Here is a 24589-nt window from a genome sequence, read left to right as displayed (position 1 = left end):
CGCCTGAACCAGGTCGCTATCCACCTTCGGATGCGCGTCGGGTGGCCTCGGCCGCATCCTGAACGGCCCTGGCGCGTTCAACAGGGCCGACCGCTTCGAGCGGGTGGAATGACCAGTGCAGTCGGACGCGGATTTCCCAGTGGATAATCGCCCACACGCCGGCTGCAATAGCGATCAGGAGGGAGAAGATTCCTCCGATCAGGATTGACCAGCGGGCACCGAACTGCTGCCCTATCCAGCCGATCAGCGGGGCTCCCAGCGGAGTGGATCCCATGAAGATCATCGAGTACAGTGCCATGACCCGTCCGCGCATCTCCTCAGCAGTGGAGATCTGGATGGCGGCATTGGCCGCGGTAATCATGGTGAGCATCGCCAGGCCAGTCGGAATCGAAATGAGAGCGAACGACCAGTAGTTGGGTGCAAGTCCCAGAATGATTTCAACCAGTCCGAATGCTGCTGCAGCCAGAACAATCAGGCGAAGGCGCGGTACGCGTCGACGTGCTGCGATAAGGGCGCCGGTCAGCGCTCCGATCGCCATGAAGGAACCAAGAATTCCGTAGTCGCCGGCCTGACGGTGGTAGACCTCTGTGGCCATCATGGCGGAGGTCATCTGGAAGTTCATGCCAAGGGCTGACACCACGGACACGACGATGAGGATCAGGATGATGTCTGGGCGCGAGCGCACGTAGGCGAGACCTTCGCGGATCTGACCCTTCTCGCGCTTGACGTGGCGCTGAGCGTTCAACTCATCTGTGCGCATCAGTGCCAGCGCAATCACAGGCGCCGCAAACAACGCACCGTTGATGATGAAGACCCAGCCCGGACCCACCCAATCAATGACCAGGCCAGATAGTGCCGGTCCGATGAGGCGGGCCGAGTTGAAAGCAGTTGAATTCAGTCCCACTGCGTTCGGCAGTGATTCAGCGGGAACAAGTTCGGACACGAATGCCTGGCGGGCAGGTGAATCGAGGGTCGATCCGATTCCACCGATCAGGGCCAGCACGTAGACGTGCCACAGTTGGGCGGTGCCCGTCAGCACGAGGGCACCCAGGATCAGCCCGAGAGCCGCAGTCAAGACCTGCATGGCCTGAATGAGGTGTCTGCGGTTGAGGCGGTCTGCCAGGACACCGGCCCATGGTGACAGCACCAGCAGTGGTATGAACTGCAGTGCTGTCACCACGCCGACCTGGAACCCTTCGTTATCCGTCAGGACGGTGAGAACCAGCCAGTCCTGAGCCACACGCTGCATCCACGTACCGGTCGAGGCAATGATGTTGCCGATGAACCAGTAGCGGAAGTTGGTATAGCGCAGCGAGTGGAAGGTCCGGGACACCTGACGAACTACTCCTTAAAGGTTGAGCGTTCAGCCAAGCAGTGCGCGCTGAATCGGGCCCAAGGCGAAGTAGGCCACGAACAGAATCGACACGACCCACATGAGCGGGTGAATCCTGCGTGCTTTGCCGATCGCTATTTGAATGGCTGTGTAAGCGATGAATCCAACGCCGATACCTACCGAAATCGAGTAGGCGAACGGCATGAAGGCAATCGTCAAGAATGCCGGAATCGCTATTTCGGGCTTGTGCCACTCCATGTCGGTGACCTGCACCATCATGAGGAACCCGACGAAGACCAGAGCCGTTGAGGCAGCCTCGGTCGGCACCAGGTTGACGATCGGTGCAAGGAAGGTCGAGACGAGGAACAGACATCCCGTCACTACCGATGCTAGACCAGTTCGTGCGCCTTCGCCCACGCCGGCCGCTGATTCGATGAAGGACGTGTTCGAGGAGACGCCACCCATACCGCCAGCCATTGCTGAAACGGAGTCGATGAGCAGAATCTGCTTGGATCGCGGCGGGTTGCCCTTTTCGTCCAGCAGGTCACCCTCGGCGCCCACGGCCACCATCGTTCCCATCGTGTCGAAGAAGTCAGCCAGCATCAGCGAGAAGACCAGCAGAATCACTGCGAGGGGTCCCAGCTTGCCGAATGCGCCGAACATGTCGACCTGGAAGAGGGAGGAGAACTGAGGAAAAGCCACCGGTGCGCCATCGATTTCAGGAACTGACTGTCCCCAGCCGGTCGGGTTTTCGTCGGACTTCTGCCCGATCTTCACGAACGCCTGGATGATGATGGCCAGAACGGTCGATGAGAGGATGCCGATCAGGATGGCGCCACGCACCTTGCGCACGTACAGGATGATCGTCAGGAACAGGCCAAAGACGAAGATTACTGCGGGCCACCCGTCGAGGGAGCCGTCAACACCGAGCTGGACGGGTGTTCCGCCCGGACGGATGATGCCGGCGTTCAGCAGACCGACAAAAGCGATGAACAGACCGATGCCCACAGAAATAGCGGTCTTCAACTGGCGCGGAACCGCCTTGAAGACCGCTTCCCTGAAGCCTGTCAGCACCAGGATCGTGATGAGGATACCTTCCCACACGATCAGGCCCATTGCTTCCTGGAAGGTCAGACCTGATGCGCCGACCAGGGTGAATGCCACCATAGCGTTCAACCCCATGCCTGCTGCCAGGCCCAACGGGTAGTTGGCGACGACACCCATCAGGACGGTCATGATGCCTGCGACAAGCGCGGTGCCGGCGGCGACTGCCTGGGTCGAGATGTTCTCAGGAAGAGCTGACGACAAGATGATCGGGTTAATCACCAGGATGTAGGCCATCGAGAAGAAGGTGACGAAGCCGCCGCGGATTTCCCGGCCCACCGTGGAACCACGTTCAGTGATGTGGAAGAAACGATCGAGACCGTTTTGTGCAACACCGCTGCTTGCAGAACGCTGTGACTGAGCTGCGGCGTTTTTCTGATTCTTTACACTGTGATTGCGCGCATTGTTGCGCTGCTTGGAATTTTTGGAGCTCACCTGAAAATGGTGCCCCGCTCGACATGACTTTTTCAAGCTGGGTAGCGCTGAAAGAGACCGATATAACGCCGCGCCACCTCGTCAGGCACCTTAAGGCCTCGTCACGGGCACAAATTGACGAGGGAGACCTGCCTGGTTCGCCTGCCCCAGCTCGACCGTTTCCACTCCAAAATCGTTGACGTGAGATGGGCGCACAGGCCACTGAGTTTTCCGATTCGGTGTATCGGTTTCCGAGTGTGCACCACACGCATGGTCGAGGCTGACAACCTTTCCATCGTCCTGAGCCCACTCATTGGCACACACACCAAATACTGTGCGGAACTCCCCTGGCAGCTTCACCAGGAATCCACAGGTCGAACACGGATTTTTCGCCAGGCGGCCTCGTGCCGGACCCTGCTGAGAGTGGTACCAGCGTTCACTGGCACTGCGACGGCCCTCGGTTGAAAGGACGCGCGCACGGCCCAGGCCAAGTTCACGCGTCGTCGGCAGGTCTGGATTCTCCCCGGCGTCCTCGTAGGACTGATCGAGGCGCTCATCATCTGCGCGATACGGCAGGACATCTGAGCGTGAAAGGTCGTCGGGAGTCAGACGCTCAGCCCACGGCACCCACGGCGGTGCAAGCAGCGAGTCGTCACCGGGGATAAGGTCGACTTCGCAGATCGTTGCTTTGCGTCCACGCGGAACGCGGGCAACTGTCACTGCCCATGTCCACCCGCGGTAACCGGGATCGAGGTTGTCGAACAGATGGGTGAGCAAGCGGTCACCGTCAACGCGGATGCCGACGTGTTCACCAACTGTGCCGGGGCGTGCGACGTCTTCAGCGGCTTGGCGCGCAATCTCAACCGCGCCTTCCAGCACGACGTCTTTCTTGCGACTCCTGGGTCGCGTTGTCTTTTCAGGCATCGAAATCCTCTGCGACAGCTTGCAGCATTTTGGCTACCTGTCGCGCATTTTCTGGGTAGTGGCCACGTCGAAGTGAGTTCGACGCGTCATCGAGCAGTTTGATGAGGTCCTCAACAACGGGAACCATGGCTTGGGGACGGCGACGGTGCGCTTTTGCGATGGAGTGAGCTTCCTTAATGACGCGCACGGAAAGAGCCTGGGGCCCTTTACGTCCGTCAGCAACCGAGTACTCAACGCGGGTTCCTGATTTGAGCGTAGGTGTCTCGGGTGGCAGCGCAGAGGCATGGAGGAAAACCTCAACTCCATCGTCTCCACCAATGAAGCCGAAGCCACGGTCAGCATCGAAGAACTTCACTTTGCCGGTCGGCACGATCGCGCTCCTTTTAAAGTAGAGTCCCTCAGGGCAGCTGTGCCGCCCTTCGGGGTCGGTGTGCGCGCCGCGGTGGCGCGCATGTGTCCTGTCTATGATAAGCCGGGAACCTGTCCCGGGCGATTCTCCAGGCTGTTTTTCGCCAGCCGCGCAGCGAGGCGACCGACGGACACCCTCATAAATCTATCGAAGAAACGTCGAAAACAGTAGGCTATCAAGAGAAAGAATTATGCCGACATTCTGATGAAGCGGCAACCCGTGAGGAGCAGCGATGAAGACGTTGAAACGAGCATGGATGCTGGCGATCGGGTTGATTGCCGCTTGCGTGATTGCCTCACCTTCGTGGGCAGTATCTCCCGATGAGCTGGATTTTGAGTCAGGATCGTGGGTGGTGGATCCGTCTTCGATGCTCTCGCCAGATCAGCACTCCACCCTGCAAGAACGTGCATCTGCGGCGCAGAGCGACGGCCACCCGGTGCTTTTTGCCGCTATCTCCTCATTTGATTCACTTTCTCCTGAAGACTGGTGTGAGGACGCCCTCGACAATTTCATCGACGCGACCGGGCAGGACAAAGCGAGCCTGTACGTGCTGGCCTTGGATGACCAGCTTCAGGGCATGTGCGGGCATTCCGAAGCCAACTCAAACCTGTCTGCAGCATTCGACGCGGCAACTGACGTCATCAATCAGGGCAGTGGGGCCATTACGAGCGATGAGTTCGTCGCCGCAAGTACCGCGGTTGCTGATGCCTTGACCAGGTCGGGTGCACTGTCACCGTCAGATTCCTCGTCAGGCTCGCCGTCGCAGTCCGGGTCGGGCACCTCGTTCTGGGCGATCGCGGTGGTGATCGCGGGTTTTCCCGTGCTGTTCATTGCCCTGTATTGGCTCAGGCGCCGCAACAGGCCGCAGCAGAGGCAGCAGGGGCAGCAGGGTGCGCGTGGTCAGTATGCGGATATGAGCACCGAGGAGCTGGTATCGCTGGCGGGTCAACGCCTGCTCGCCGCTGACGAAACTGTTCGCAGTGCCACCGATGAGCTGTCGTATTCTCGCGCCCAGTTTGGTCGCAACCGCACTCAGGACTACGACGAGGCGATCCGCCGCGCGCGCAAGACTGTAGACGCTCAATTCGCGAATCAGCAGAAACTGCTCGAATCAGATGACGAGGGCACGAAGCGACAAGCCGCATTGACTATCCTCCAGGCGCTCGAAGAAGCGATGGGGCCACTCGCTCAACAGCACGACGAGTTCGCTGTGATGCGTGAGAAAGAGGCCAGCGCTGATGAGCGTGAACGCGCTGTTCGCGAACGCATCAACCAGATCGAAGGCAATATTCGCGTTGCCGAGGGTGAATTGCGCACCCTGACGGCTGCATATTCGCACACGATGATCGCCTCGCTGCTCGACAACCCTGAGCAGGCGCGCACCTTGATCGAATCGGCTCGCACTTCTGCCGATGAGGCTCACGGACTGTTGAATACGGACCGCGGGCGCGCCAACCAGCTTCTCGATATTGCCGAGCGCGCGCTGGGTCTTGCGCAGGTGCAGGTTGACGCGATTTTGAAGGCGCAGGAAAATGTGGCGCATGCTGCGGACAATCTGTCACGCGCGATTGCCTCGATCAGCTCGGATCTTGCGGACGTGACGAAGTTGGGTGCCGACCAGGAGGCCTTTGCGCCGATGCTTGCCGATGCGCATGAGGCGGTGGATAAGGGCAGGCTGGCGCTGAAGAAGCAGGCGGATCCGCTGGAAGCCCTGGAGTCGCTGCATCTGGCAGAAAGTGCACTCGACGCCGCGTTGGATCCATTGCGCTCCCAGGCTGAGCAGAGCGAGCGCGCAATTGAGCGTGCCCACAAGCAGCTGTCCAGTGCACGACTTTGGGTTGAGCGTGCGCGTCAATTTGTGCGCTCCTCGGGCGCTTATTCGCCTGAGGATGCTCGCTCAGCTCTCGCCCGTGCCGAAGAAGCCTTGCGGCGCGCTGAAGAGCTGGTTGACTCCGACCCCGCTCAATCCGAGGAAGCGTCCAAGACTGCCTATCAGGCGGCGCATCAGGCCATCGAGGCGAGTAAGTGTGGCAATCAGGATAATCTCTTCGATTCCGATTCGTTGCTGAGCAATCCCTTCTTGTGGACCCTGTTCGGCTCCACCCTGGGTTCTAACCGCGGCGGAGGCTACTGGGGCGGTTCCGGTTCACGCTACGGTGGCGGAAAGTTTACGCGTCGCGGCGGTGTGGGTGGCTCTGTCGGTGGCAGTTTCACGCGTCGTGGCTCTAGCGGCCTCGGCGGAGGATTCGGCGGCGGCTTCAGTCGCGGCGGTTTTGGTGGGAGCTTTGGCGGCGGCTTTAGCCGCTGACGTCTTGGCAGCGCCTTTGGCGGCGATTTCAGCCGCTGGCCCCTCCGGTTCACTGACGACACCGGCTCGCTGGCAGGGAGCCTTCCTGGCGCGCGATTCACTTACTCGCTCGAGCCAGCCGGGCCTTCAGCCACGTCACCGCCCACTCGCGTCGACCAGTGATTTCCTCCCCCCTTACCACTGGCCTCTATGCGCGCGATAAACGGGAGGACCGCATCAAAGTAACCCTGCGGCCGCGAGCGCCGCACATTGTGCACTCCGCCGTGCACGATCACGCATTCCACACACCGGTTGCCGATTTGGCGCAGGATCTCCATCCCCTCGAGCCCGACCCGCGATTCACCCACAACATCGCCAGTGACAACCAGGGTCGGCACCTTCAGTCCTGCCATGACTTCTTCCCATTTGATTTCGGGCGCGACGACTCCCGTCTGAAGAAGCCGCGGGTCACACTGCTGGCTCGCCCACAGACCCGGTAAAATCTCACTGCTCGGCGCGGACCCTGCCGCCAGCTCACGCGTCAGTGCACCGACCAGGTCATTCGCAGTTTCTTGAATCTTAGCTGCGCGCAGTTTCCCTCGTTCATGAAGTTCTTCCAGCGAGCGCGTCCCAAAACGTGCGGGGTCTTCAGCCACGACTGCGTCCACCAGGTCCGGTCTGCGCAGCGCGACTGCCGCCGCCGTCGCTGCTCCCATCGAATGCCCGATCAGGATTGTTCGCGGCCCACGATTTGTGCCCGAGGGGGACGCTGCTTGGTGAAAGATCTGGTGCGAGGGAGATCGTCTGCACGCCCGGTCCCGTTCGATCGCGTTCACAACATCGTCGATCAGCTGGTCGCCTGCTCGCGCAAGTTGATCGTCACTCCAGCGAGGCGATAAACCGTGTCCCCTGGCATCCAAGGCGATAATGCGACGCGAAGGATGCGCCAAGCGAAGCTGAAGGTCGGCCATCGCACCGGCGCAGCTCGTGATGCCGTGGAGCAGGTAGATCGTGGTGGGGGCCGAGGGATTGCCGGTTTCAATGCGCGCGAGCGGCTGGCTGTCTTCATCTGAGTGCTCAGGTGCACCAACCGTGGGTGAGGGCGCGCCCCAGCTGGGAGCGCCGTTCGCAGGTGCGGGCGCACCCTGGTCAGGTGTACCCCGGTCAAGAGCATCGTTCTTCGGTATGGGTGAGCCCTGGTCAGAGTCACGTGTGTGCCTGCTCAGCATTTCTTGCCCCTTCCATGGCATCGCTGAGAGCCGAAAAGTAACTGAGTTGTCGTCGTCACCAGGCAGCGGATGCCACAGATCTATAGTATTGAATCGAAGCGTGAGACGAATCACGCCATGAGATACGGGAGGAGCCCCGATGGCAGAGAAGCAGACAATTCTAGGACGGATGGCACAGCTGGCGAAAGCCAACATTAACGCTTTGCTGGATCGTGCCGAAGACCCCCAAAAGATGCTTGATCAGCTGATTCGCGACTACACCAACTCGATTGCGGAAGCTGAGAATGCTGTCGCACAAACAGTTGGAAACCTGCGTCTGGCCGAACGCGACCATGAGCAGGACACCAAGCTTGCTGCTGACTGGGGTCAGAAGGCGGCTGCTGCCTCGAACAAGGCTGATCAGGAACGCGAAGCTGGCAACCAGGAGGAAGCCGACCGCTGGGACAAGCTCGCGCGAGTCGCAATCGGCAAGCAGATCCAGTTCGAGAACGAAGCCAAGCAGGCTGAGCCGATGATCGCCTCGCAGACCGAGGTTGTCAACAAGCTCAAGGACGGCCTGGCTGTCATGAAGGACAAGCTGTCTGAGCTGAAGTCGAAGCGCGATTCTCTGGTCGCTCGTCAGCGCACCGCCGAAGCACAGACGAAGGTCAACGATGCGCTTGGCACAATCAACGTGCTGGATCCGACGTCTGAATTGTCACGCTACGAGGATCGCGTCCGCCGCGCCGAGGCGCTCGCTCAGGGCAAGATGGAAGTCGCATCCTCCAGCATTGAGGACCAGTTCGCAGAGCTGGAAACCGATTCGTCGCAGATTGAGATCGAGCAGCGTCTGGCTGCATTGAAGAAGCACGAGTAGTTCGCCGCGTGCACGCCGAGATTCTTCAAACGTCCCATCACCTCTATTGTGATGGGACGTTTTATATGTTGAACTTTTAAAAGACTGAGTATGAAAACACGTTTCCTTTCTGAAACGCCTGGGACTAATCTGTAATCCATGGATGAAATAACATATTTAGTCGTCGATGGCGAAAACATAGATGCAACATTAGGTATGTCAGTTCTGGAACGCCGCCCTAATCCGGAGGAACGTCCCCGCTGGGACCGCGTTCTCGATGCAGCGACCCACACATGGAGTCAGCCAACGAAAGGATTGTTCTTCCTCAACGGCTCCAATGGGCACCTCCCGATGGGTTTCATACAGGCTCTGACCGCCATGAATTACACACCAATCCCTCTGGCGTGCGAGTCCCCCACCGTCAAGGTTGTCGACGTCGGCATTCAAAAAACCCTGTCAGCCATCGCAGAACTCGATGGCGCCTCAGTGATCCTGGCGAGCCATGACGGAGACTTTGTCCCGCAGGTCCGCGAGCTCCTGTCAATGGGGCGCAAGGTCGCGATCGTGTGCTTCAAGGAGTTCCTTTCCGCCCAGCTCCAGGAGCTTGTTGACGAGGGACTTGAGGTGCTCGACCTCGAGCATGACCTCGACGCTTTCCAGGTGGTGCTTCCTCGGCTTCAGATCATCGATCTGGAGGCTTTCGACCCCTTCGCATTCCTGTAAGCCCCTCCCTCAACGCTTTTCGGAAGCAGCACCTTTCCGATGCACTCGTGCCGCGATGGCATGCTGGCGTGGTTGTGCTACAGGCTCGGCTTTCTCAGTGACCAAACCCGCGTGAGGAGTCCCAGATCAGATAGCTCGCAGTGCCCGCTGTCCGCTCACCGCGAGCCTCGTGCACCATGCCCTAGATCTGTCTTTCGCACATACACGATCCCCTGGATCTACCCCTCACACATGCACATACCCCTAGATTCTCCCTGTTTTTTGCACGATCCCCTAGATCTAACGCCCCGTCATTGTGCCGCGTTCCTCAAAACGCAGGTCACAAGACATTCCAATTTTCGAGGGATGTCCTGTCCTCTGTTGATCTAGGGGGTTGTGCACAAATCCTCCTAAGATTTAGGGGTTCGTGCAGGAGAGCATTCAGGATCTAGGGGTTCGTACACGAAAGAGGTTAAGACCTAGGGCATTGTGCAGCGAGCGGTACATGGCCTGATCAACGGAGCACCCACGACAGGCCCAACGAGCAACCGGTCAAGATAGTGCGGACTCGTGGCGACAACCGGTCAAGGTCTTACGAGGCCACGCTATCCGGGGTAAAGCGTGAGGGTGCATCATCCCCGAGCCTCCGCGCAACGCGCCGTTAGCCAAGCGGGGCGACGCGGCGTTGACCGGGGACAAAGCTGAGTGCTGATTCAGCCCTGGACGTCAGGAGCAACGTCCTTGAAGGGCCGGATCGGTTCTACCTGCTCGCGGACGGCCTGCGCTTGCTTCTCATCCCAGATGCCTTCAGCTTCACGCTCAGCATCGCATCGCGCCTGATACGACGCCTTCTCACGCGCGGTCGTTTCTTCATCCCAATCCAGCATTGCAGCCGCGATCTGAGCCACCGCATCCAGGGATTCCACTCCGCGATCCTTGTGCTCATAGTGGATGCGGGTACGACGTGTCAGCAGGTCCTCGATGTGCAGGGCTCCCTCGTACGCAATGCCGAATGCAATTTCCGCCCTGAGATATTCAGGCGCGCCGGGCAACTCGTCTCCGAGAGAAGGATCCTCCTTAATCATTGACAGCACCAACTCGATATCGGCCCCGTATCGATCCAGGAGATCTTCGACGTGGTCGACGCTTAGACCAGACTCTTGCGCCAATTTCTTGCGGGATTCCCACATCGCGAAGTAGCCGTTCGCTCCCTCGAGCGGTGTCTTTTCTGTGACGCACGGCTTGTTCTTCGCCCCAGAGCCGAGCGCAAAGTCCACTGCGTCCTGCGCCATCTGGCGATACGACGTCAGCTTGCCTCCCGCGATCACCGTCAGCCCAGGAGCGGCTTCCGTCACCGTATGTTCACGCGACACTTTCGTGGACTTGGTTTCGTCATTGTCGAGGGTTCCGGGTTGAAGCAGCGGACGCAGACCGGCATACGTGCCGATAATGTCGTCACGCGTCAGCGGGGTCGCCAGCACCGAGTTGGCATGTTCAAGCAGGTAGTCGATATCCTCCCTGTCGGCAACAGGTTCGAGGCGATCCTCATGGTAGGCGGTGTCTGTCGTGCCGATGATCCAGTACCGCTTCCACGGAATAATGAAAAGCACGGATTTCTCGGTACGCAGGAAGATACCGACTTTCGACTTGATCGCATCTTTGGGCACCACGATGTGAATACCTTTCGATGCCAGAACTTTCAGTCCCCCGCCGGTGTGCGCCAGCGACTGCGTTTTCTCAGTCCACACGCCCGTCGCATTGATGACGCTACGGGCTTTGATATGCAAGTCTTCGCCAGTTTCGAGGTCCACCACATGCGCCCCTCGAACCCGGCCGGAGGAATCCTGATCAAGTTCCTGAACCTGAACCCGGTTGGCAGCCAGCGCACCGTAACGCACCGCCGTGCGCACAAGCGTCACCACCAGGCGCGCATCATCTACACGCGCGTCGTAGTAGACGATCGATCCTGTTAACGCATCGGGTTTGATGGCGGGCGCCAGCTTCAGGGACCCTTTCTTCGAGTAATGCTTCTGGATCGGAACAGACCCGCGGTGCGCAAACTGGGCCAGTACGTCGTACATCCCGACACCGATAGCCGAATACGTGCGCTCAATGACCGGAATCTTCAACGGCCACAAGAACGGCTGCGCCTTCACCAGGTGAGGAGCGTTCTGCGTCAGCAGCAGACCGCGTTCCCGCAAGGATTCGTTCACGAGTTTGAAGTCGAGTTGGTACAGGTAGCGCAACCCGCCGTGCACCAGTTTCGAGGAGCGCGACGAGGTACCCGAGGCCCAGTCCTGCGCTTCCACGATTCCCACCCGCAGGCCACGCGTGGCGGCGTCAACGGCGATACCTGCTCCTGTCACTCCGCCACCGATGACGAGTACATCCAGCTCGGGGCCTGACGCCATTTCCTGCAGGGCATCGTGTCGGGCTGTGGGTGATAGAACTGGGATACTCATCTGCGTCTCCATCGATCGTGTTGTTGGACCGTACTTCTTTATCGCGACATTTAGTCGCGCTGCCTGCTCGCGCTAATCGATCACGCTCTTAGACGCGCTTCTCGATCGTGCTTGACGAGTTGTTGCCTTCATTATCTCAGAAATGCACGTCTACCCAAAGGTGTTGGGCATTTGTGCATGAGAGACTGGGAGTCGTGAGCAAACGTGATGAGCTGGCACTGCAAGCGGCCGTTCTGTACTACATCCGCGAAGAAAAGATGGAGGCGATAGCCTCCCAATTGAACATGTCGCGCTCGTCGGTTTCACGCCTGCTGTCCTACGCCAAAGAGGTGGGACTGGTACGCATCCAGGTGCAGGACCTGGCCGGTGCGCGCACCGACCTGGAACGCGAAATTGCGCAGGCGTTCCACGTCAACGCAGTCGTCGTCCCTGTTTCATCCGTAGACACCCCTGTCGCCACGCTTGAATCGGTGGCGCAGGTGGCCGCGGCGCAGCTCGCCAACTTGATGCAACCTGGCGCCACGCTTGGAATCGCCTGGGGCAATACAACGGCAGAAGTCACGCGCCACTTGGCCAGGACTCCCCTGCCCAACGTCACGGTCGTCCAGCTCAACGGGGCCGGTAATGCGGCACAGTCAGGTGTCCCGTACGCGGGTTCAATCATGTCGCGCGCTGCTGAAGCGTTTGGTGGCCAGACGGTCTACTTCCCCGTCCCCGCGTTCTTCGACTATGCCGACACTAAAGAGGCACTGTGGCGCGAACGCTCAATTCGCCAGGTCCTGACGACGATCGAGTCGTCAACCGTGGCACTGTTCGGTGTGGGTTCGCTCGACGCAGCGCTCCCCTCGCACGTGTATTCGGGCGGATATCTTGACGCCACCGAACTTCACGCAGCACGCGCCGACGGAGTAGTGGGCGACGTCTGTACGGTACTGATCCGCGAAGACGGCTCAACGAATATGGAGCTCAACCATCGAGCATCCGGTCCCATGCCCGACGTATTGCGGCGCATCCCCGTGCGGCTGTGCGTCGTTTCTGGCATCTCGAAAGCGATTCCCCTGCTGGGAGCGTTGCGTGCCGGGGTGATGACGCACTTGGTGGTCGACTCCGAAGCGGCACGCGCACTGCTCAACCGGATGAACCGCGAGCACGGTCAGCGATCGTCTCGCTAACGGGCCCGCTCACGCACGTCAAGCAATTCGAGCGCGGGGGTTGCCACATCGATGCCTGACACGCTCATCACCTGCTCGATGACGGTGTTCGGGAAGACACTGACACCGCATGTCGCACCCAGCATTGCGCCGGTGATCGCGCCGATTGTGTCCGTGTCCCCTCCAATATTGGCAGCCTGGATCAGAGCTTTATAGGGCTGCTGCGCGTAGCGGCGCGTTAACGCGAATGCCGCCGGAACAGCTTCATTGGATTCGACGGATGTTCCCACCATTTCGCGCAGCCAGGTTGCGAAGTCTTCCTCGTTCCTCTTGCGGGCATGATTATGGGCGTACTGCGTGCGTGCGACGACGCTGGCTCGCGGACTCCAGTGTCCGGGCGAACCCAGTCGGTCGATTTCGGTCAGCGCAAGTTCAAGTGCTGACAGGGTATCCAACCCGTTGATCCCCAGGCTGACGACTCCGGCGACGAGCGCAGCACTTTCAAAACCCTGCGTCGTATTGTGCGTCACCATGCATGATTCGCGCACTACGCGCGTGAACGCTTCGGCCTCGCGCATGTCGATGGCTATGCCCACCGGCGCCACCCGCATCGCGGCGCCGTTGGTCGTGCCTTCCGTTCCAGTGGTGCCGTATTCGGCGCCGGCACGGATTTCTTCGAGTGCACTCTTGGTGGAGGGGCCGAGCAGGTCGAGGGATCCTCGCGCTCTCATCGTGTCTTCCCACGCGAGCAGGCGGTGCGCCAGTTCAAGCGAATCAATGTGCCCGTCACCGTCGATCAACAGGGAGGCAACCAGGAGGGCCTGTTCGGTGTCGTCGGTGACATGGCCAGCTTTCATGGAGGGCGCGATGGGCTGCGTCGGGCTCGCATCGACGAGGCCGTCCACACGGATGTACGCCTGATGAATCTCCTCATGGCTCATCGATTGCGTGGGCATGCCGAGCGCATCACCGAGAGCAAGTCCAGTCAGAGCGCCGATCGCCCGATCCGCTTTGAGCGCTTGCGTTTGCTTCACGAAGTTCGTCACGAATTACTGCCTTAGTGGTTCTGCGTCGTTTTATTGATGTACGAGGGCATCTTTGGGCGCTGCCACATGAAAGCACATGGGAGCCAGCAGGTGCCTTTCGTTTAATGTAAACACAGAACCTGCATGTTGGCTGAGAAGTTTCGGAGCGTAGGGCTCGTGAGCAGATACGGCCGGCATATATGTGTCCTGCCAGGCAGATGCGCTCAACAGGCGAAAGTCACTGCCAAGCGGGCACGGTCGACGGGCGAAAGTCGCCGGTAAGCAAGTACGTCCAGCAGGTAAATGCCACTAGCAAGCAGTACCCGTATTTGAGCTCCACTGCTTGCGCCTGCGCAGTCGATTGGTCTGCACCGCGGCATCAGGCTGTGAGCAGCGCTGCCATCATCGATCCAACAATGAGCAGTCGCTTCTGGCTCGCCCGGCTCCGATTCATCATGGTCGTGTCCTTCTCATCGATGCAGTGTGGTGGTGCAGGCAGCTCGTAGCGGATCAGATCTTCTTGACCAGCGGGAACGTGATGGTTTCTCTGATTCCCTGCCCCGTCAGAGCCATGAGCAGGCGATCCAGCCCCATTCCCATGCCGCCCGACGGAGGCATGCCGTATTCCATGGCCATCAGGAAGTCCTCGTCCAGCACCATAGCTTCCGGGTCGCCTTCAGCAGCGGCGAGTGCCTGGGCTTCGAAGCGCTGGCGTTGGATCACGGGGTCGACCAGTTCCGAATAGGCTGTGGCCAGTTCAAACCCTCGCACATACAGATCCCACTTTTCCACCACGCCGGGCTTTGAGCGGTGTCCTCGTACCAGCGGTGAGGAATCTTCCGGGAAGTCGCGCACGAAAGTCGGTGCCCACAGACTGTCCCCCACGGTCTTTTCAAAAATGACTTCCGCAATCTTGCCATTGACGTAGTGGTCGGGGATCTCTTCGCCCAGATCCGTTGCGATGCGCACCAAATCCTCGCGAGAAGTCTGCGGGCTGATCGCGGTTCCGACCGCATCCGAAATCGAGTCATACAGGCTGATCGACTCCCACGATCCCGACAGGTCGTAGGTCGAACCGTCGGGCAGGGTGACGACTTCGGTTCCCAGTGCGTCGCGCGCGGCTTTCTGAATGAAATCACGGGTACGCGTGGCCATCGTGTCGTAGGTTCCGTACGCTTCGTACGCTTCCAGCATTGTGAATTCAGGTGAGTGCGACGAGTCAGCGCCTTCATTGCGGAAGTTACGGTTGATCTCGAAGACCTTGTCAACACCACCGACAACTGCGCGCTTGAGATACAGCTCAGGGGCGATACGCAGGTACAACTCCGTGTCGTAGGCATTCATGTGTGTTGAGAACGGGCGTGCTGCCGCACCGCCGTGCAGGACCTGCAGCATCGGCGTCTCAATTTCGATGAACCCTGCGTCATGGAAGTAGTCGCGCAGTGAACGCACAACGTTGGCTCGCATGCGCACCATCTCGCGAGCTGCGGGGCGCACGATCATGTCGAGGTAGCGGCGGCGCACGCGCATGTCCTCCGACAGCGCCATTTCCGTGCCGTCTTCAGCGGTGTAGGTCTTGGGAAGTGGACGCAGTGCCTTGGATGCGATCTTCCATGCGGGGGCATCCTCGCCCTCCCCCGGCTCTGCCATAATCGACAGTTCTCCGCGCCTGGATGAAATCACTCGCCCGTGGACGAAGAGGTGGTCTCCCAGGTCAACCTCGGACTTGTAGGTTGCGAGCGAGTCCGGTCCGACGGAGGCGGCGGACAGCATCACCTGGATGCGCACACCTGCGCCGTCCTGCAAGGTGGCGAAGCAAAGCTTTCCGCCGTTGCGCATCAGCATCACACGGCCGGCGATTCCCACCACATCGTCGGTTTCTTCACCGGCTTCCAGATGTCCATACGCCTCGCGCACCTGAGCGATGGTCGACGTGATCGGCAGTTCAACCGGGTAGGGCTGCTTCCCCTCGTCCAGCATGGTTTGACGTTTACCTGCACGGATCCGCATCTGTTCAGGCGCGTCGTCACGGCCCTGTCCCGCTTCCTTTCGAGGAGCGTTTGAGTCGTTGTGTCCGGCCGGTTTCTGGGGCGTTAGTTCTTCACTCACGTGTGCCATGGTATCTGTTTCAGTCTTTCTTCGAAAAACGAGGGAGGCCTCCACTGTCTTCGTTCATACCTGAACTGTGCAGGTCCAGCTCGCGGGCGCGTTCGGAGTCTTCGGGCACGCGACCAGGATGAGCGCCGCATTCCACGATGTGATTGTCGCGGTCAACGAAGACCACATGAGGCTGCCAGGATTCCAGTCGTGATTCTGGAACGGACACGTACGCCATGATAATGACCAGGTCCCCCACGCCGATTTTTCGGGCTGCGGCACCGTTAAGCTGCACCACGCCCGAACCGGCCGGCCCGGCGATGGTGTACGTCGTCAACCGCTCACCGTTATTGATATCGACGATATCCACCTGCTGGCCTTCACGGATGTCGGCTGCTTCCAGCAGATCCGCATCAATCGTCACCGACCCGACATAGTGCAGGTCGGCATCGGTGACGCGCGCACGATGAATCTTGCCGCATATCATCGGGCGGTACACTTCCGCGGGCGAGCTGGCCGCGCGCGGGCCCATCGCTGGTGCGCTCTGGTCAGTCATTGGCATCCCCCGAGGCGCCCTTTGGGCGGTCAATGATCGTATTGTCGATCAGGCGGGTCGACCCCACGCGCGCTGCCAGCAGCACATATGCGCGGTCGGGCCACTGATCGGTGGTGGGCACCGTTACTCCTGACTGGTCAGAGTCTGCGAGCGCCACGATCTGAAAAGTCGCTTCGTCTGTCAATGCCACATAGTCACGCTCCACGCCTTCGGCTTCGTCGAGCACCTGCGCTGCAGCTTCCACGACTGCGCTGGGCGAGTCACCCTCGTTGGCACGTTGATGAGCGGTGCGCAGGGCGCGCGACAATGTCAACGCGCGTTCACGTTCCTCATCCGAGAGGTACTGGTTGCGGCTGGAAAGTGCCAGGCCGTCTGTATCGCGCGCAATCGGCACGCCTTCGATGCGCACCGGCACGTCGAGTTCGTCCATCAGGTTGCGTACCATCGCGAGCTGTTGCGCGTCCTTTTGGCCAAACAGCGCAACATCGGGGCGGACGCGCTGGATGACCTTGGTGACGACAAGCGCCACGCCAGCCAGGTGCGTGGGCCGGGTCTTGCCTTCCAGAACGCGCGCGATTGGCCCCGGATCAATGGTCACGGCGGGTTCGTGCGGATACACGTCATCGGGCGTCGGGGCGTACACCACGTCCACATCAAGGCCACTGAGCTTGGCGAGGTCGGCGTCAAATGTGCGCGGGTAGGCGTCAAAGTCTTCACCGGGTGCAAACTGCGTCGGATTAACAAAAATCGACACGATCACGTGATCTGCCAGTTCCTTGCCGCGCCGAACGAGCGACAGGTGTCCTTCGTGCAGGGCGCCCATCGTCATGACCAGTGCGCGCGTGCCCGTCAATTGTGCCAGCGCATCATGTAGTTCGGCGCGAGTATGTGCAACGATCGGGGTCATCGTTTCAGCCTCCTTCAGACCCTTCTATTGTTCCCCCGTTTGAGCCTGCTTCCCACCACAATTGGTGCGCAACTGGTCACGATTGACGAGGCTGGCGCACGCGCCGCTGATCGCACGCGACATTGAAGGTGCTGGGGCGAAGCGGTTATGACTCCATCAGGGCGGTGCGCAGCTCGTCGGCTGCGCGTTGGGACAGACGGCCACTGCGCGTGAGCATCGTGATCGTTGCCTGCGCCATATCTGCGTAGTTGTCGGCAGAATCGGTCAGCCGCGCGCCTGCCTGCTCGTTGTCCTCGGCGGCCAGGCGCGCAGCTTTGTGGAGTGCGGTGATGTGTGCGCCGACAGTTCCTGAATCGGCGCGCACGATCGGGCCGGTCAACCCCTGATCTCCTTCGGTCAGTGCGCGATCCAGCGCAGCTTCGACCAGGGGTCGCAGGTACGTGCCGGACTGTTCGACTCCGGCAGCTTCCAGCATGCGTCGGGCGTGCACGATCAGTGTGACGAGGTGGTTGGCACCATGCGCAAGTGCCGCGTGATATAAGGTGCGGTCGTTTTCCTGTACGATCACGGGTTCTCCACCCAACTCCACCACCAGTGCCTGCGCAATCGGCACCAGCGCAGCAGGCGAGGTCACGGCGAATGGTGTGCCCACCAGGCGGGACACATCGATGGACGTGCCGGTGAACGTCATTGCCGGATGCAGTGCGATCGGCAGTGCGCCTGCCTGTTGGGCTTTGTTCAAGATGGCGACGCCGTGCGTTCCGCACGTGTGCGCGACGATCTGGCCAGGACGGAACGCTCCCAGATCTGCCAGTCCGCTCACCAGTGGTTCGATCGCATCGTCAGGGATGGCGATGAGGACCAGGTCGGCGGCGGAGATGACGTCAGGAATATCCATGATCGGCACTCCCGGCAGCATGACCTCTGCACGTTCGCGCGCCTGGGGTGACGACGCATTCACCGCGACGATATCGTGACCGGCTGCACGCAGCGCGGATCCCAGGGGAGGACCGACATGCCCCATCCCAATGATTCCGATATGGAGCTGGTCAGGGCGCGGACGACGCGACGGTTCGCCCGCATGCTCATGCGCGCTGCGCCTCGGGCGCTCATGCGCGTCGTGCAAGGGATTCACAAGTGTTTACCCTACCGCTCGTCAGAGCCCGCTGCGGGCAAGGCGCCGGCAGCAGGTGCACTAGCTGCGGGCGGGGCGTCAGTGTCAGCTCCAGCTGCGGGCGAAACATCCTCAGGTGAATCCTCGTAAGCATTGGCACTGTGTTCAATCTGCTCGGCAACCTTCGGATCGGACACTGACTGGGCCACGCGACGCATCCAGCGTTCAGGCGGCTCATGGTCACGGCGAAGTCGCCCTCGTTCCATCAGGGTTGCAACCATCGTGGTGGCGAATTCCAGGTCAAGATGGTGAGCAGCAATCGGTGCCTGACCGTTGACCAGTTTCGGATTGACCACAGCGAGCTTGCGTCTGCGCAACCACGGCCCCTGGTAGATGCTCACAGACTGGAAACGCTCATAGGGCATGATCGTCAAGGTGTGAGTGACGCGCCCATCGCGCACCGCCATCACCCGTTCGGTCAAAGCCGAGCCGCGCCTGCGCCAGACAATCGGATCCATGACTTTTGAGCGCTCCGGGTTGGGCACAAAGTAGCGGCTGGAACTGCGGTTATCCCCATGCAGGCCGTCGTGGATCAGGGCGAGGGGGTCATCCACACCCAGGTCCTGGATCACCATCCACACAGCCAGTTCAGCTTCTTCGCGCGTGCCGACCGGGAGCAGCACGTAGGAGGCGTCAGCCATTTCCGATCCGTTGGAAGAATTGCCTGCGTAGCCGGCCATCGAGACGGTGACGCGGTACCAGTCTTTGGTGCGCCACAGGAAGGGTTGCGTGATGCGCACGGAGTGGACGCGTCGCGGCGGAATGGTTTGGGAACGCGTCGAAGTCAGGCCCTTGCGAATACGGATGCCCGAAGCTGAGATGCCTGCGCGGAAGTCAAACGCGCCGGCAAAACGGCTCCACACAACACTGCCGATGGGCAGAATACCGACGATGATCGGGATGAAACCTGACACGCCTGCCAGCCCCTCCGTCAGTATCAAGGCGATCATGCCGATCATGGCGGCCAGGAACACCAGGAAGGAGATAATCAGGCCAACCGACATGAACAATGAGGCAATGAGACGTCCAGATGGCACACGGAAGACTTCATTTTCCTGTGCCTCCGGAGCAGGAGCACCAGTGCCGATACTGTCACTTACGGCGACCTGTTCACCGAAGTCAACGTCGGGAGCTTCCGCGGCAGCTTCACGTGCCTGACGCGCCAGTGCAGCGGATGCTGATCCGGATGTGACACCCGCAGCCAGTGCGAGGATTTCGGCGCGCAGATTGTGGAGTGTTTCAGTTTTCAGGTAACCGAACTCCAGGTTCGAATGTGACCCGCCTGCCACTTCGATGGTGACTTTGCCCAGACCGAAAATCCTGCCAAGCAGAGGCTGGACGATGTCAACCGCCTGGATTTTTTCCAGTCGGGCGTGGCGTTGTACTCGGAAGATGATGCCCGACCGGTACCAGACGGCTTCATCTGTGAGAGCGTAGGCTGTGCGCTTCCACGCACAATAGGAGTACACGCCCACCAGCACCGAAAAGAGCGCGATTGCTCCCAGAATGTAGCCCGCGATATGGAGGGCCGGCATGTGGGAGATGACGTCCGAGTCAAGCAGCTCAGAGATCACACCGGTGCCTTGGTAGGCCAGGAATGCCACCAGGGCAGCAAAGAACTGCCACGTGTTGAGGACCGGTGAAATGCGGTGGACTTTACGCCAGCCTTCCTCCGGCAGCGCATTGTCGAGGGCGCTCGCCGTGCGCTTCTTTCGCTCGGACTGTGACGGCGTGTGTGAAGCGGGCAGAGTCGCCCCCGTATGCGGAGTCGATGCAGCGGACGAAGGTGACTGCGAAGGCGAGCATGGCTGTGCGGGCGTCGTTCGCATTGTCGGCTCTACTGGTTCTGTGGGCGCAGGTGCGCCCGATGGGTCTGCGGTCTCGTTGCTCATATCGCTCACAGTCCCGTCAGTTCTTCAGAGCCACGCTTAGCCAGCATGTCGCGCAGCTGGGCTGCCTGGTCGGTCGGCAGGCCATCAATCGAGCCGGCCGTTTCGTTGGACGCTGTGTTGATCTTGATGGACGCAATGCCGTAGTGACGGGCTATCGGCCCCTCGGACACATCGACATACTGGATTCGACCGTAGGGGATAATGCTGAGATTGCGGAACATGATGCCGGAACGGATCATGAATTCGTCGTTGCTGAATGCGAATCCCAGCGCGCGCACCTGCCGCTGGATCAGCCAGATCTGCCAGATGCTGTACGCAATGATGACTCCGGTGCCGATCCACCACCAGGGAAACGACACGATAGCCAGCACTGCGAAGATCAGGGCAAGCGGAATGACGAAGATCAGAACTCCAATTGTGCGCACTCGAGCCAGCGCCGGCGACACCGGCGTAAATGTGATGCCTTCCGGACTCATTGGATCTGTCATCACGGTCTCCCTCATCATTCGTTCAATTTTCATCGTCAATAGTGGCACATCGTTGGGGCGAAGAACATGCTGAACTCTCACGCGTCGTTCAGCCAACTTTCAGGATGAACCGCCACACTAACTGTATGGCTGTTCATATCCCGACTTCATCCGACTCCGCTGAAGCACGTCTGCTCGTCGTCGATGACGAGCCGAATATCCGCGACCTTCTCGCATCATCATTGCGTTTTGCTGGATTCGAAGTGATCGCTGCTGCGGATGGTGCCAGCGCTTTTCACGAGGCCACTCAATCCCACCCTGATCTCATCGTGCTGGATGTGATGCTGCCCGACATGGATGGCTTCACGGTGACGCGGCGTTTACGCGAAGCGGGTATCACGGTTCCGGTCCTGTTCCTGACTGCGCGTGACGATATGCGCGACAAAATCCAGGGGCTGACAGTGGGCGGAGACGACTATGTCACCAAACCTTTCGGCCTGGAGGAAGTCGTCGCTCGCATCCGCGCCATCCTGCGCCGCACTCGCCACAGCGGCGAAGATGACGGCATGCTGCGTGTGGGGGATTTGGAACTGGACGAGGATGCTCACGAGGTTCGCCGCGCGGGCGTCGATATCGAGCTATCCCCCACCGAGTTCAAGCTCTTACGCTACCTGATGATCAACGAGGGGCGCGTCGTCTCCAAGATGCAGATCCTTGATCACGTGTGGGAATACGACTGGGATGGTGAAGCAGCCATCGTTGAGTCGTATATTTCCTACCTGCGTCGCAAATTGTCAGTCGAAGGATCGTCGGGCGAGCTCATCCACACTCGCCGCGGCGTGGGCTACATGCTGAGGGAAGACAGCTGACAGTGCAACCCGTCCAATCTGCCCGGCAGATATGGGAACACCGGCCCCTGTCATCACGCATGGTGATCTTGACAGTGGCCTTGCTGGCCCTCGGCCTGACAATGGCTGGAGCAGCAATGATCGGCCTGCTTCAGCGTCACCTGACCTCACAGATCGACGCGCAACTGGTCTCGTCAGCATCACCCCTGGCCCGGCAATCCCTCACCGAATTGACGAACACCAACGCTTATGTTCCAACCCGATTTTTCATTCGCGCGGTGCACGCCGACGGGCAGACCTGGACCTATACGTCGCCTGAAACCTTAGAGTACTCGGGCACGCCGAATATTCCCGACCTGCTCGAGCCGGGCGAATTTGCCAATACTGAATCCGGGTGGACGCGGCCCGTCACCGTCTCATCGTCACTGCCCGGCTCCACGTGGCGGGCAATGGCGATTCCGCTGGGAGTGCGAGGCAGTCAGGATCCCGTTGGGGTCATGACCATTGCACTTCCACTCACTGACGTCCAGCGCACACTGTCAGACACCGCTTTCTACTTCCTGCTGACCTCCATGATTATCGTCATCGCAGGAGGGACGATCGGCCAGTACCTGGTGCGCAAGTCTCTCAAACCGCTGCGCAATATTGAGGTCGTTGCCGGTCGCATCGCTGCCGGAGACCTGAGTCAGCGCATCCCACCCGAACCGCCAACCACTGAAGTCGGATCGCTGGCATTGTCACTCAACACGATGCTCAGTCAGGTCGAACAGTCATTCCATACGCGCGCCGAGTCTGACCGTAAGATCCGTCGTTTCGTCTCTGACGCGTCACACGAGCTGCGCACTCCTCTTGCCGCCATCCGCGGGTACGGCGAGCTCTATCAGATGGGAGGCGTGCCCGGCAACCAGGTTCCAGAAGTCATCAATCGTATTCACTCCGAGGCCACGCGCATGGGAAACCTCGTGGAGGATCTGCTGACGCTGGCACGAATTGACGAGGGGCGACCTCTTGCCCTGACTCCGGTGGACCTCGTCAAAATTGCTGACAATGCTGCCTCCGACCTTGAGGCGCTCGATCCTACACGCGACATCACCGTCAGGTCACTGTCCGGGCGTAAAGCTCCGATGACGTTGACGGTCAATGTGGACCGTGACCGCATTCAGCAGGTTTTCACGAATCTGGTAGGCAACATCAACCGCTACACGTCCAGCGATACGCCAGTGGAGCTGGCTCTGGGGCTCAACGACGGCATGGCGATCGTGGAATTCCGTGACCACGGTCCCGGCATTGCTGAAGACGAACAAAAACGCGTCTTTGAGCGCTTCTACCGCACTGAGGATTCACGCGCGCGTACGACGGGCGGATCTGGCCTGGGATTGGCGATCGTTGCTTCGATTATTGGGGCGCACAACGGCACCACTGAGCTGAAAACGACCCCTGGTGGCGGCTTGACGGTGCGTATTGAACTGCCCACACATTTGACTGCGGAGGACCTCACAAACGAGGCAGATCAAGGCATGTGAGGCGCTGTGCGCTGGGCGCGCGATGCTATTTCGCCCACACATCCGCCTTTTTTGGGACTCTCGGGTAGGAATATGACACCAAGTGCGGCTACCATAGCTCGGTATCATCCCTTTCAAGGAGTGTGAATCGTCATGGGTGCTGAAGCACCTCAGTGGCTGTTCAGTTCATTTGTCCAGTCGATGGAGGAGTTGGGGGCTACCGCAACGCCCGCTCAACTTGACGCCGAGGCTCGTGAACTCCTCAGCCGGTGGAATGAGCCGGGTCGAACGCTGCACAATGTGCGGCACCTGATCGATGTACTGGCGCATCTCGATGAGCTGTCGGGGTCAACACACGATCCCGATGTTCTTCGTATCGCAGCGTGGTACCACGGTTTGATCCTGAACCGCGCTGTGCAGGCGGCTTTGTGGGGTTCAAGCCCGCAGGCCGTCAGCGCCGAGTGCGCCGAATTGACTCACGAGCACTTGACCGGACTGGGAATCAGCGACGACGTGGCAATGCGGGTTGCCGACCTGATTCGCATGGTCGCCATCCACACCGCCCCGCGTGATGACGTGGACGCGCAGGTCCTGGTGGACGCTGACCTCGCTTCGATCGCTGCCGCGCCACAGGAGTACAAGAAATTCCGTCAGTCGCTGCGTGAAGAATACGAACAAGTCGATGATTTGGCCTACTTGCGTGCCCGCCGGATCGTGGTGCGCCGCCTGCTGGCTCGCGATTCGGTCTTTCACTCCCCTGGCGCTGCTGATTGGGAGTCGCGTGCCCGCGAAAACCTGGAAGCTGAGCTGGCCAAGCTCGATGAAGCAATTCTTGAGAAGGATCCTTCTGATATCTCATCGGCCAGTGACAACACCTCCGGCATCGAAGTGGTGGATGGACCCACAACCGGTCAGTTTGACGATGCGCAAGTAACATCGTCGGGTGCCATCATCATTCGCCGCAAGCATTTGAAGCGGAATAACTGCTCGCAGATGCAGGATGAGGCTGACGACGATGACGTCGAGACGACATCCACCATCCCTGCGCTGGCTCCCGAGGCAGCGGATGGTTACGCGGCGCGCCCCGGTTCCGATGGGGATGACGACTCCGACAACGAAGATGCTTCCTCACTGGAAACAGCTATCGAGACGCTGGATGTGCCCAGCCGCCCCAGTTCTCAGTCCTGAAGACGCTCGTCAGGCTCCCCCTCGACGCGCGTTCACAGGAGGAGGCGTTCTTCCCGCGCGTCCACAGAAAAAAAGCTTTCTCC

At 60.0% G+C, this 24589-nt stretch carries 20 protein-coding genes; 7 read left to right on the top strand and 13 right to left on the bottom strand.

Annotated features, from left to right (window positions below; translation table 11 throughout):
• Positions 1-16: 16 nt before the first annotated feature.
• From AC1EJ1_RS02035 to AC1EJ1_RS02020, 4 genes are all read right to left on the bottom strand, one after another.
• Entirely contained in the window at positions 17-1333 is a 1317-nt protein-coding gene (locus tag AC1EJ1_RS02035) for an MFS transporter (RefSeq protein WP_092648822.1), read from the bottom strand.
• A 30-nt stretch (positions 1334-1363) separates the two neighbouring features.
• Positions 1364-2737 carry an NCS2 family permease gene (locus AC1EJ1_RS02030; RefSeq protein WP_257590441.1) on the bottom strand — a complete coding sequence of 458 codons (1374 nt, stop codon included), beginning with the start codon at positions 2735-2737 and terminating at the stop codon, positions 1364-1366.
• Between the two features lie 225 nt (positions 2738-2962).
• Positions 2963-3775 (bottom strand): DUF3027 domain-containing protein, encoded by an 813-nt coding sequence (locus AC1EJ1_RS02025; protein ID WP_092648824.1) that lies wholly within the window; start codon positions 3773-3775, stop codon positions 2963-2965.
• Positions 3768-4145, bottom strand: coding sequence for a cold-shock protein (locus AC1EJ1_RS02020; RefSeq protein WP_058237249.1), 378 nt, complete (start codon positions 4143-4145; stop codon positions 3768-3770). The genes AC1EJ1_RS02025 and AC1EJ1_RS02020 overlap by 8 nt, the downstream gene beginning before the upstream one ends.
• A 271-nt stretch (positions 4146-4416) precedes the next feature.
• Between AC1EJ1_RS02020 and AC1EJ1_RS02015 the strand changes: the two genes are divergently transcribed.
• On the top strand, positions 4417-6492 hold the full coding sequence (locus AC1EJ1_RS02015; RefSeq protein ID WP_480295267.1) for a hypothetical protein: 2076 nt from the start codon (positions 4417-4419) through the stop codon (positions 6490-6492).
• A gap of 101 nt (positions 6493-6593) precedes the next feature.
• On the opposite strand, the gene AC1EJ1_RS02010 is transcribed toward AC1EJ1_RS02015, so the two are convergent.
• Positions 6594-7700 (bottom strand): alpha/beta fold hydrolase, encoded by a 1107-nt coding sequence (locus AC1EJ1_RS02010; protein ID WP_480295266.1) that lies wholly within the window; start codon positions 7698-7700, stop codon positions 6594-6596.
• 139 nt (positions 7701-7839) lie between these two features.
• Here AC1EJ1_RS02010 and AC1EJ1_RS02005 point away from each other — a divergent pair, with 139 nt between their 5' ends.
• Positions 7840-8556, top strand: a complete 717-nt coding sequence (locus AC1EJ1_RS02005) for a PspA/IM30 family protein (RefSeq protein ID WP_070727629.1) — start codon at positions 7840-7842, stop codon at positions 8554-8556.
• A gap of 138 nt (positions 8557-8694) precedes the next feature.
• The gene (locus AC1EJ1_RS02000; protein ID WP_058237253.1) at positions 8695-9258 is read left to right on the top strand and encodes an NYN domain-containing protein; all 564 of its coding nucleotides are present in this window, start codon (positions 8695-8697) and stop codon (positions 9256-9258) included.
• Between the two features lie 692 nt (positions 9259-9950).
• On the opposite strand, the gene AC1EJ1_RS01995 is transcribed toward AC1EJ1_RS02000, so the two are convergent.
• Positions 9951-11699, bottom strand: coding sequence for a glycerol-3-phosphate dehydrogenase/oxidase (locus AC1EJ1_RS01995; RefSeq protein WP_058237254.1), 1749 nt, complete (start codon positions 11697-11699; stop codon positions 9951-9953).
• A 233-nt stretch (positions 11700-11932) separates the two neighbouring features.
• On the opposite strand from AC1EJ1_RS01995, the gene AC1EJ1_RS01990 reads away from it, so the two are divergent.
• Complete coding sequence (locus AC1EJ1_RS01990; RefSeq protein ID WP_480295292.1) at positions 11933-12871, top strand: sugar-binding transcriptional regulator; 939 nt, start codon at positions 11933-11935, stop codon at positions 12869-12871.
• On the opposite strand, the gene AC1EJ1_RS01985 is transcribed toward AC1EJ1_RS01990, so the two are convergent.
• The 7 genes from AC1EJ1_RS01985 to AC1EJ1_RS01955 all read right to left on the bottom strand — a co-directional run bounded on the left by AC1EJ1_RS01985 (position 12868) and on the right by AC1EJ1_RS01955 (position 20989).
• Positions 12868-13884, bottom strand: coding sequence for an ADP-ribosylglycohydrolase family protein (locus AC1EJ1_RS01985; protein WP_480295265.1), 1017 nt, complete (start codon positions 13882-13884; stop codon positions 12868-12870). The genes AC1EJ1_RS01990 and AC1EJ1_RS01985 overlap by 4 nt on opposite strands.
• A 501-nt stretch (positions 13885-14385) precedes the next feature.
• Entirely contained in the window at positions 14386-15993 is a 1608-nt protein-coding gene (gene lysS, locus AC1EJ1_RS01980) for a lysine--tRNA ligase (RefSeq protein ID WP_082628583.1), read from the bottom strand.
• A gap of 10 nt (positions 15994-16003) precedes the next feature.
• Complete coding sequence (gene panD, locus AC1EJ1_RS01975; protein WP_371935775.1) at positions 16004-16528, bottom strand: aspartate 1-decarboxylase; 525 nt, start codon at positions 16526-16528, stop codon at positions 16004-16006.
• A complete protein-coding gene (gene panC, locus AC1EJ1_RS01970; protein ID WP_058237255.1) occupies positions 16521-17435 on the bottom strand; it encodes a pantoate--beta-alanine ligase in 915 nt (304 codons plus the stop codon). The genes panD and panC overlap by 8 nt, the downstream gene beginning before the upstream one ends.
• A gap of 145 nt (positions 17436-17580) precedes the next feature.
• Positions 17581-18570 carry a Rossmann-like and DUF2520 domain-containing protein gene (locus AC1EJ1_RS01965; RefSeq protein ID WP_285014830.1) on the bottom strand — a complete coding sequence of 330 codons (990 nt, stop codon included), beginning with the start codon at positions 18568-18570 and terminating at the stop codon, positions 17581-17583.
• A gap of 11 nt (positions 18571-18581) precedes the next feature.
• Positions 18582-20501, bottom strand: coding sequence for a PH domain-containing protein (locus AC1EJ1_RS01960; protein WP_154955712.1), 1920 nt, complete (start codon positions 20499-20501; stop codon positions 18582-18584).
• A gap of 5 nt (positions 20502-20506) precedes the next feature.
• Positions 20507-20989, bottom strand: coding sequence for a PH domain-containing protein (locus AC1EJ1_RS01955; protein ID WP_058237886.1), 483 nt, complete (start codon positions 20987-20989; stop codon positions 20507-20509).
• A 125-nt stretch (positions 20990-21114) separates the two neighbouring features.
• Between AC1EJ1_RS01955 and AC1EJ1_RS01950 the strand changes: the two genes are divergently transcribed.
• From AC1EJ1_RS01950 to AC1EJ1_RS01940, 3 genes are all read left to right on the top strand, one after another.
• Positions 21115-21837, top strand: a complete 723-nt coding sequence (locus AC1EJ1_RS01950; RefSeq protein WP_058237257.1) for a response regulator transcription factor — start codon at positions 21115-21117, stop codon at positions 21835-21837.
• 59 nt (positions 21838-21896) lie between these two features.
• The gene (locus AC1EJ1_RS01945) at positions 21897-23339 is read left to right on the top strand and encodes a sensor histidine kinase (RefSeq protein ID WP_285015084.1); all 1443 of its coding nucleotides are present in this window, start codon (positions 21897-21899) and stop codon (positions 23337-23339) included.
• A 132-nt stretch (positions 23340-23471) separates the two neighbouring features.
• The gene (locus AC1EJ1_RS01940; protein ID WP_285014834.1) at positions 23472-24506 is read left to right on the top strand and encodes an HD domain-containing protein; all 1035 of its coding nucleotides are present in this window, start codon (positions 23472-23474) and stop codon (positions 24504-24506) included.
• Positions 24507-24589: the final 83 nt, after the last annotated feature.

This window comes from Pauljensenia sp. C0170B4 (assembly GCF_056590235.1).
Note: the sequence above shows the minus strand (reverse complement) of the source record. Positions and strands in the feature narration are given on the sequence as shown.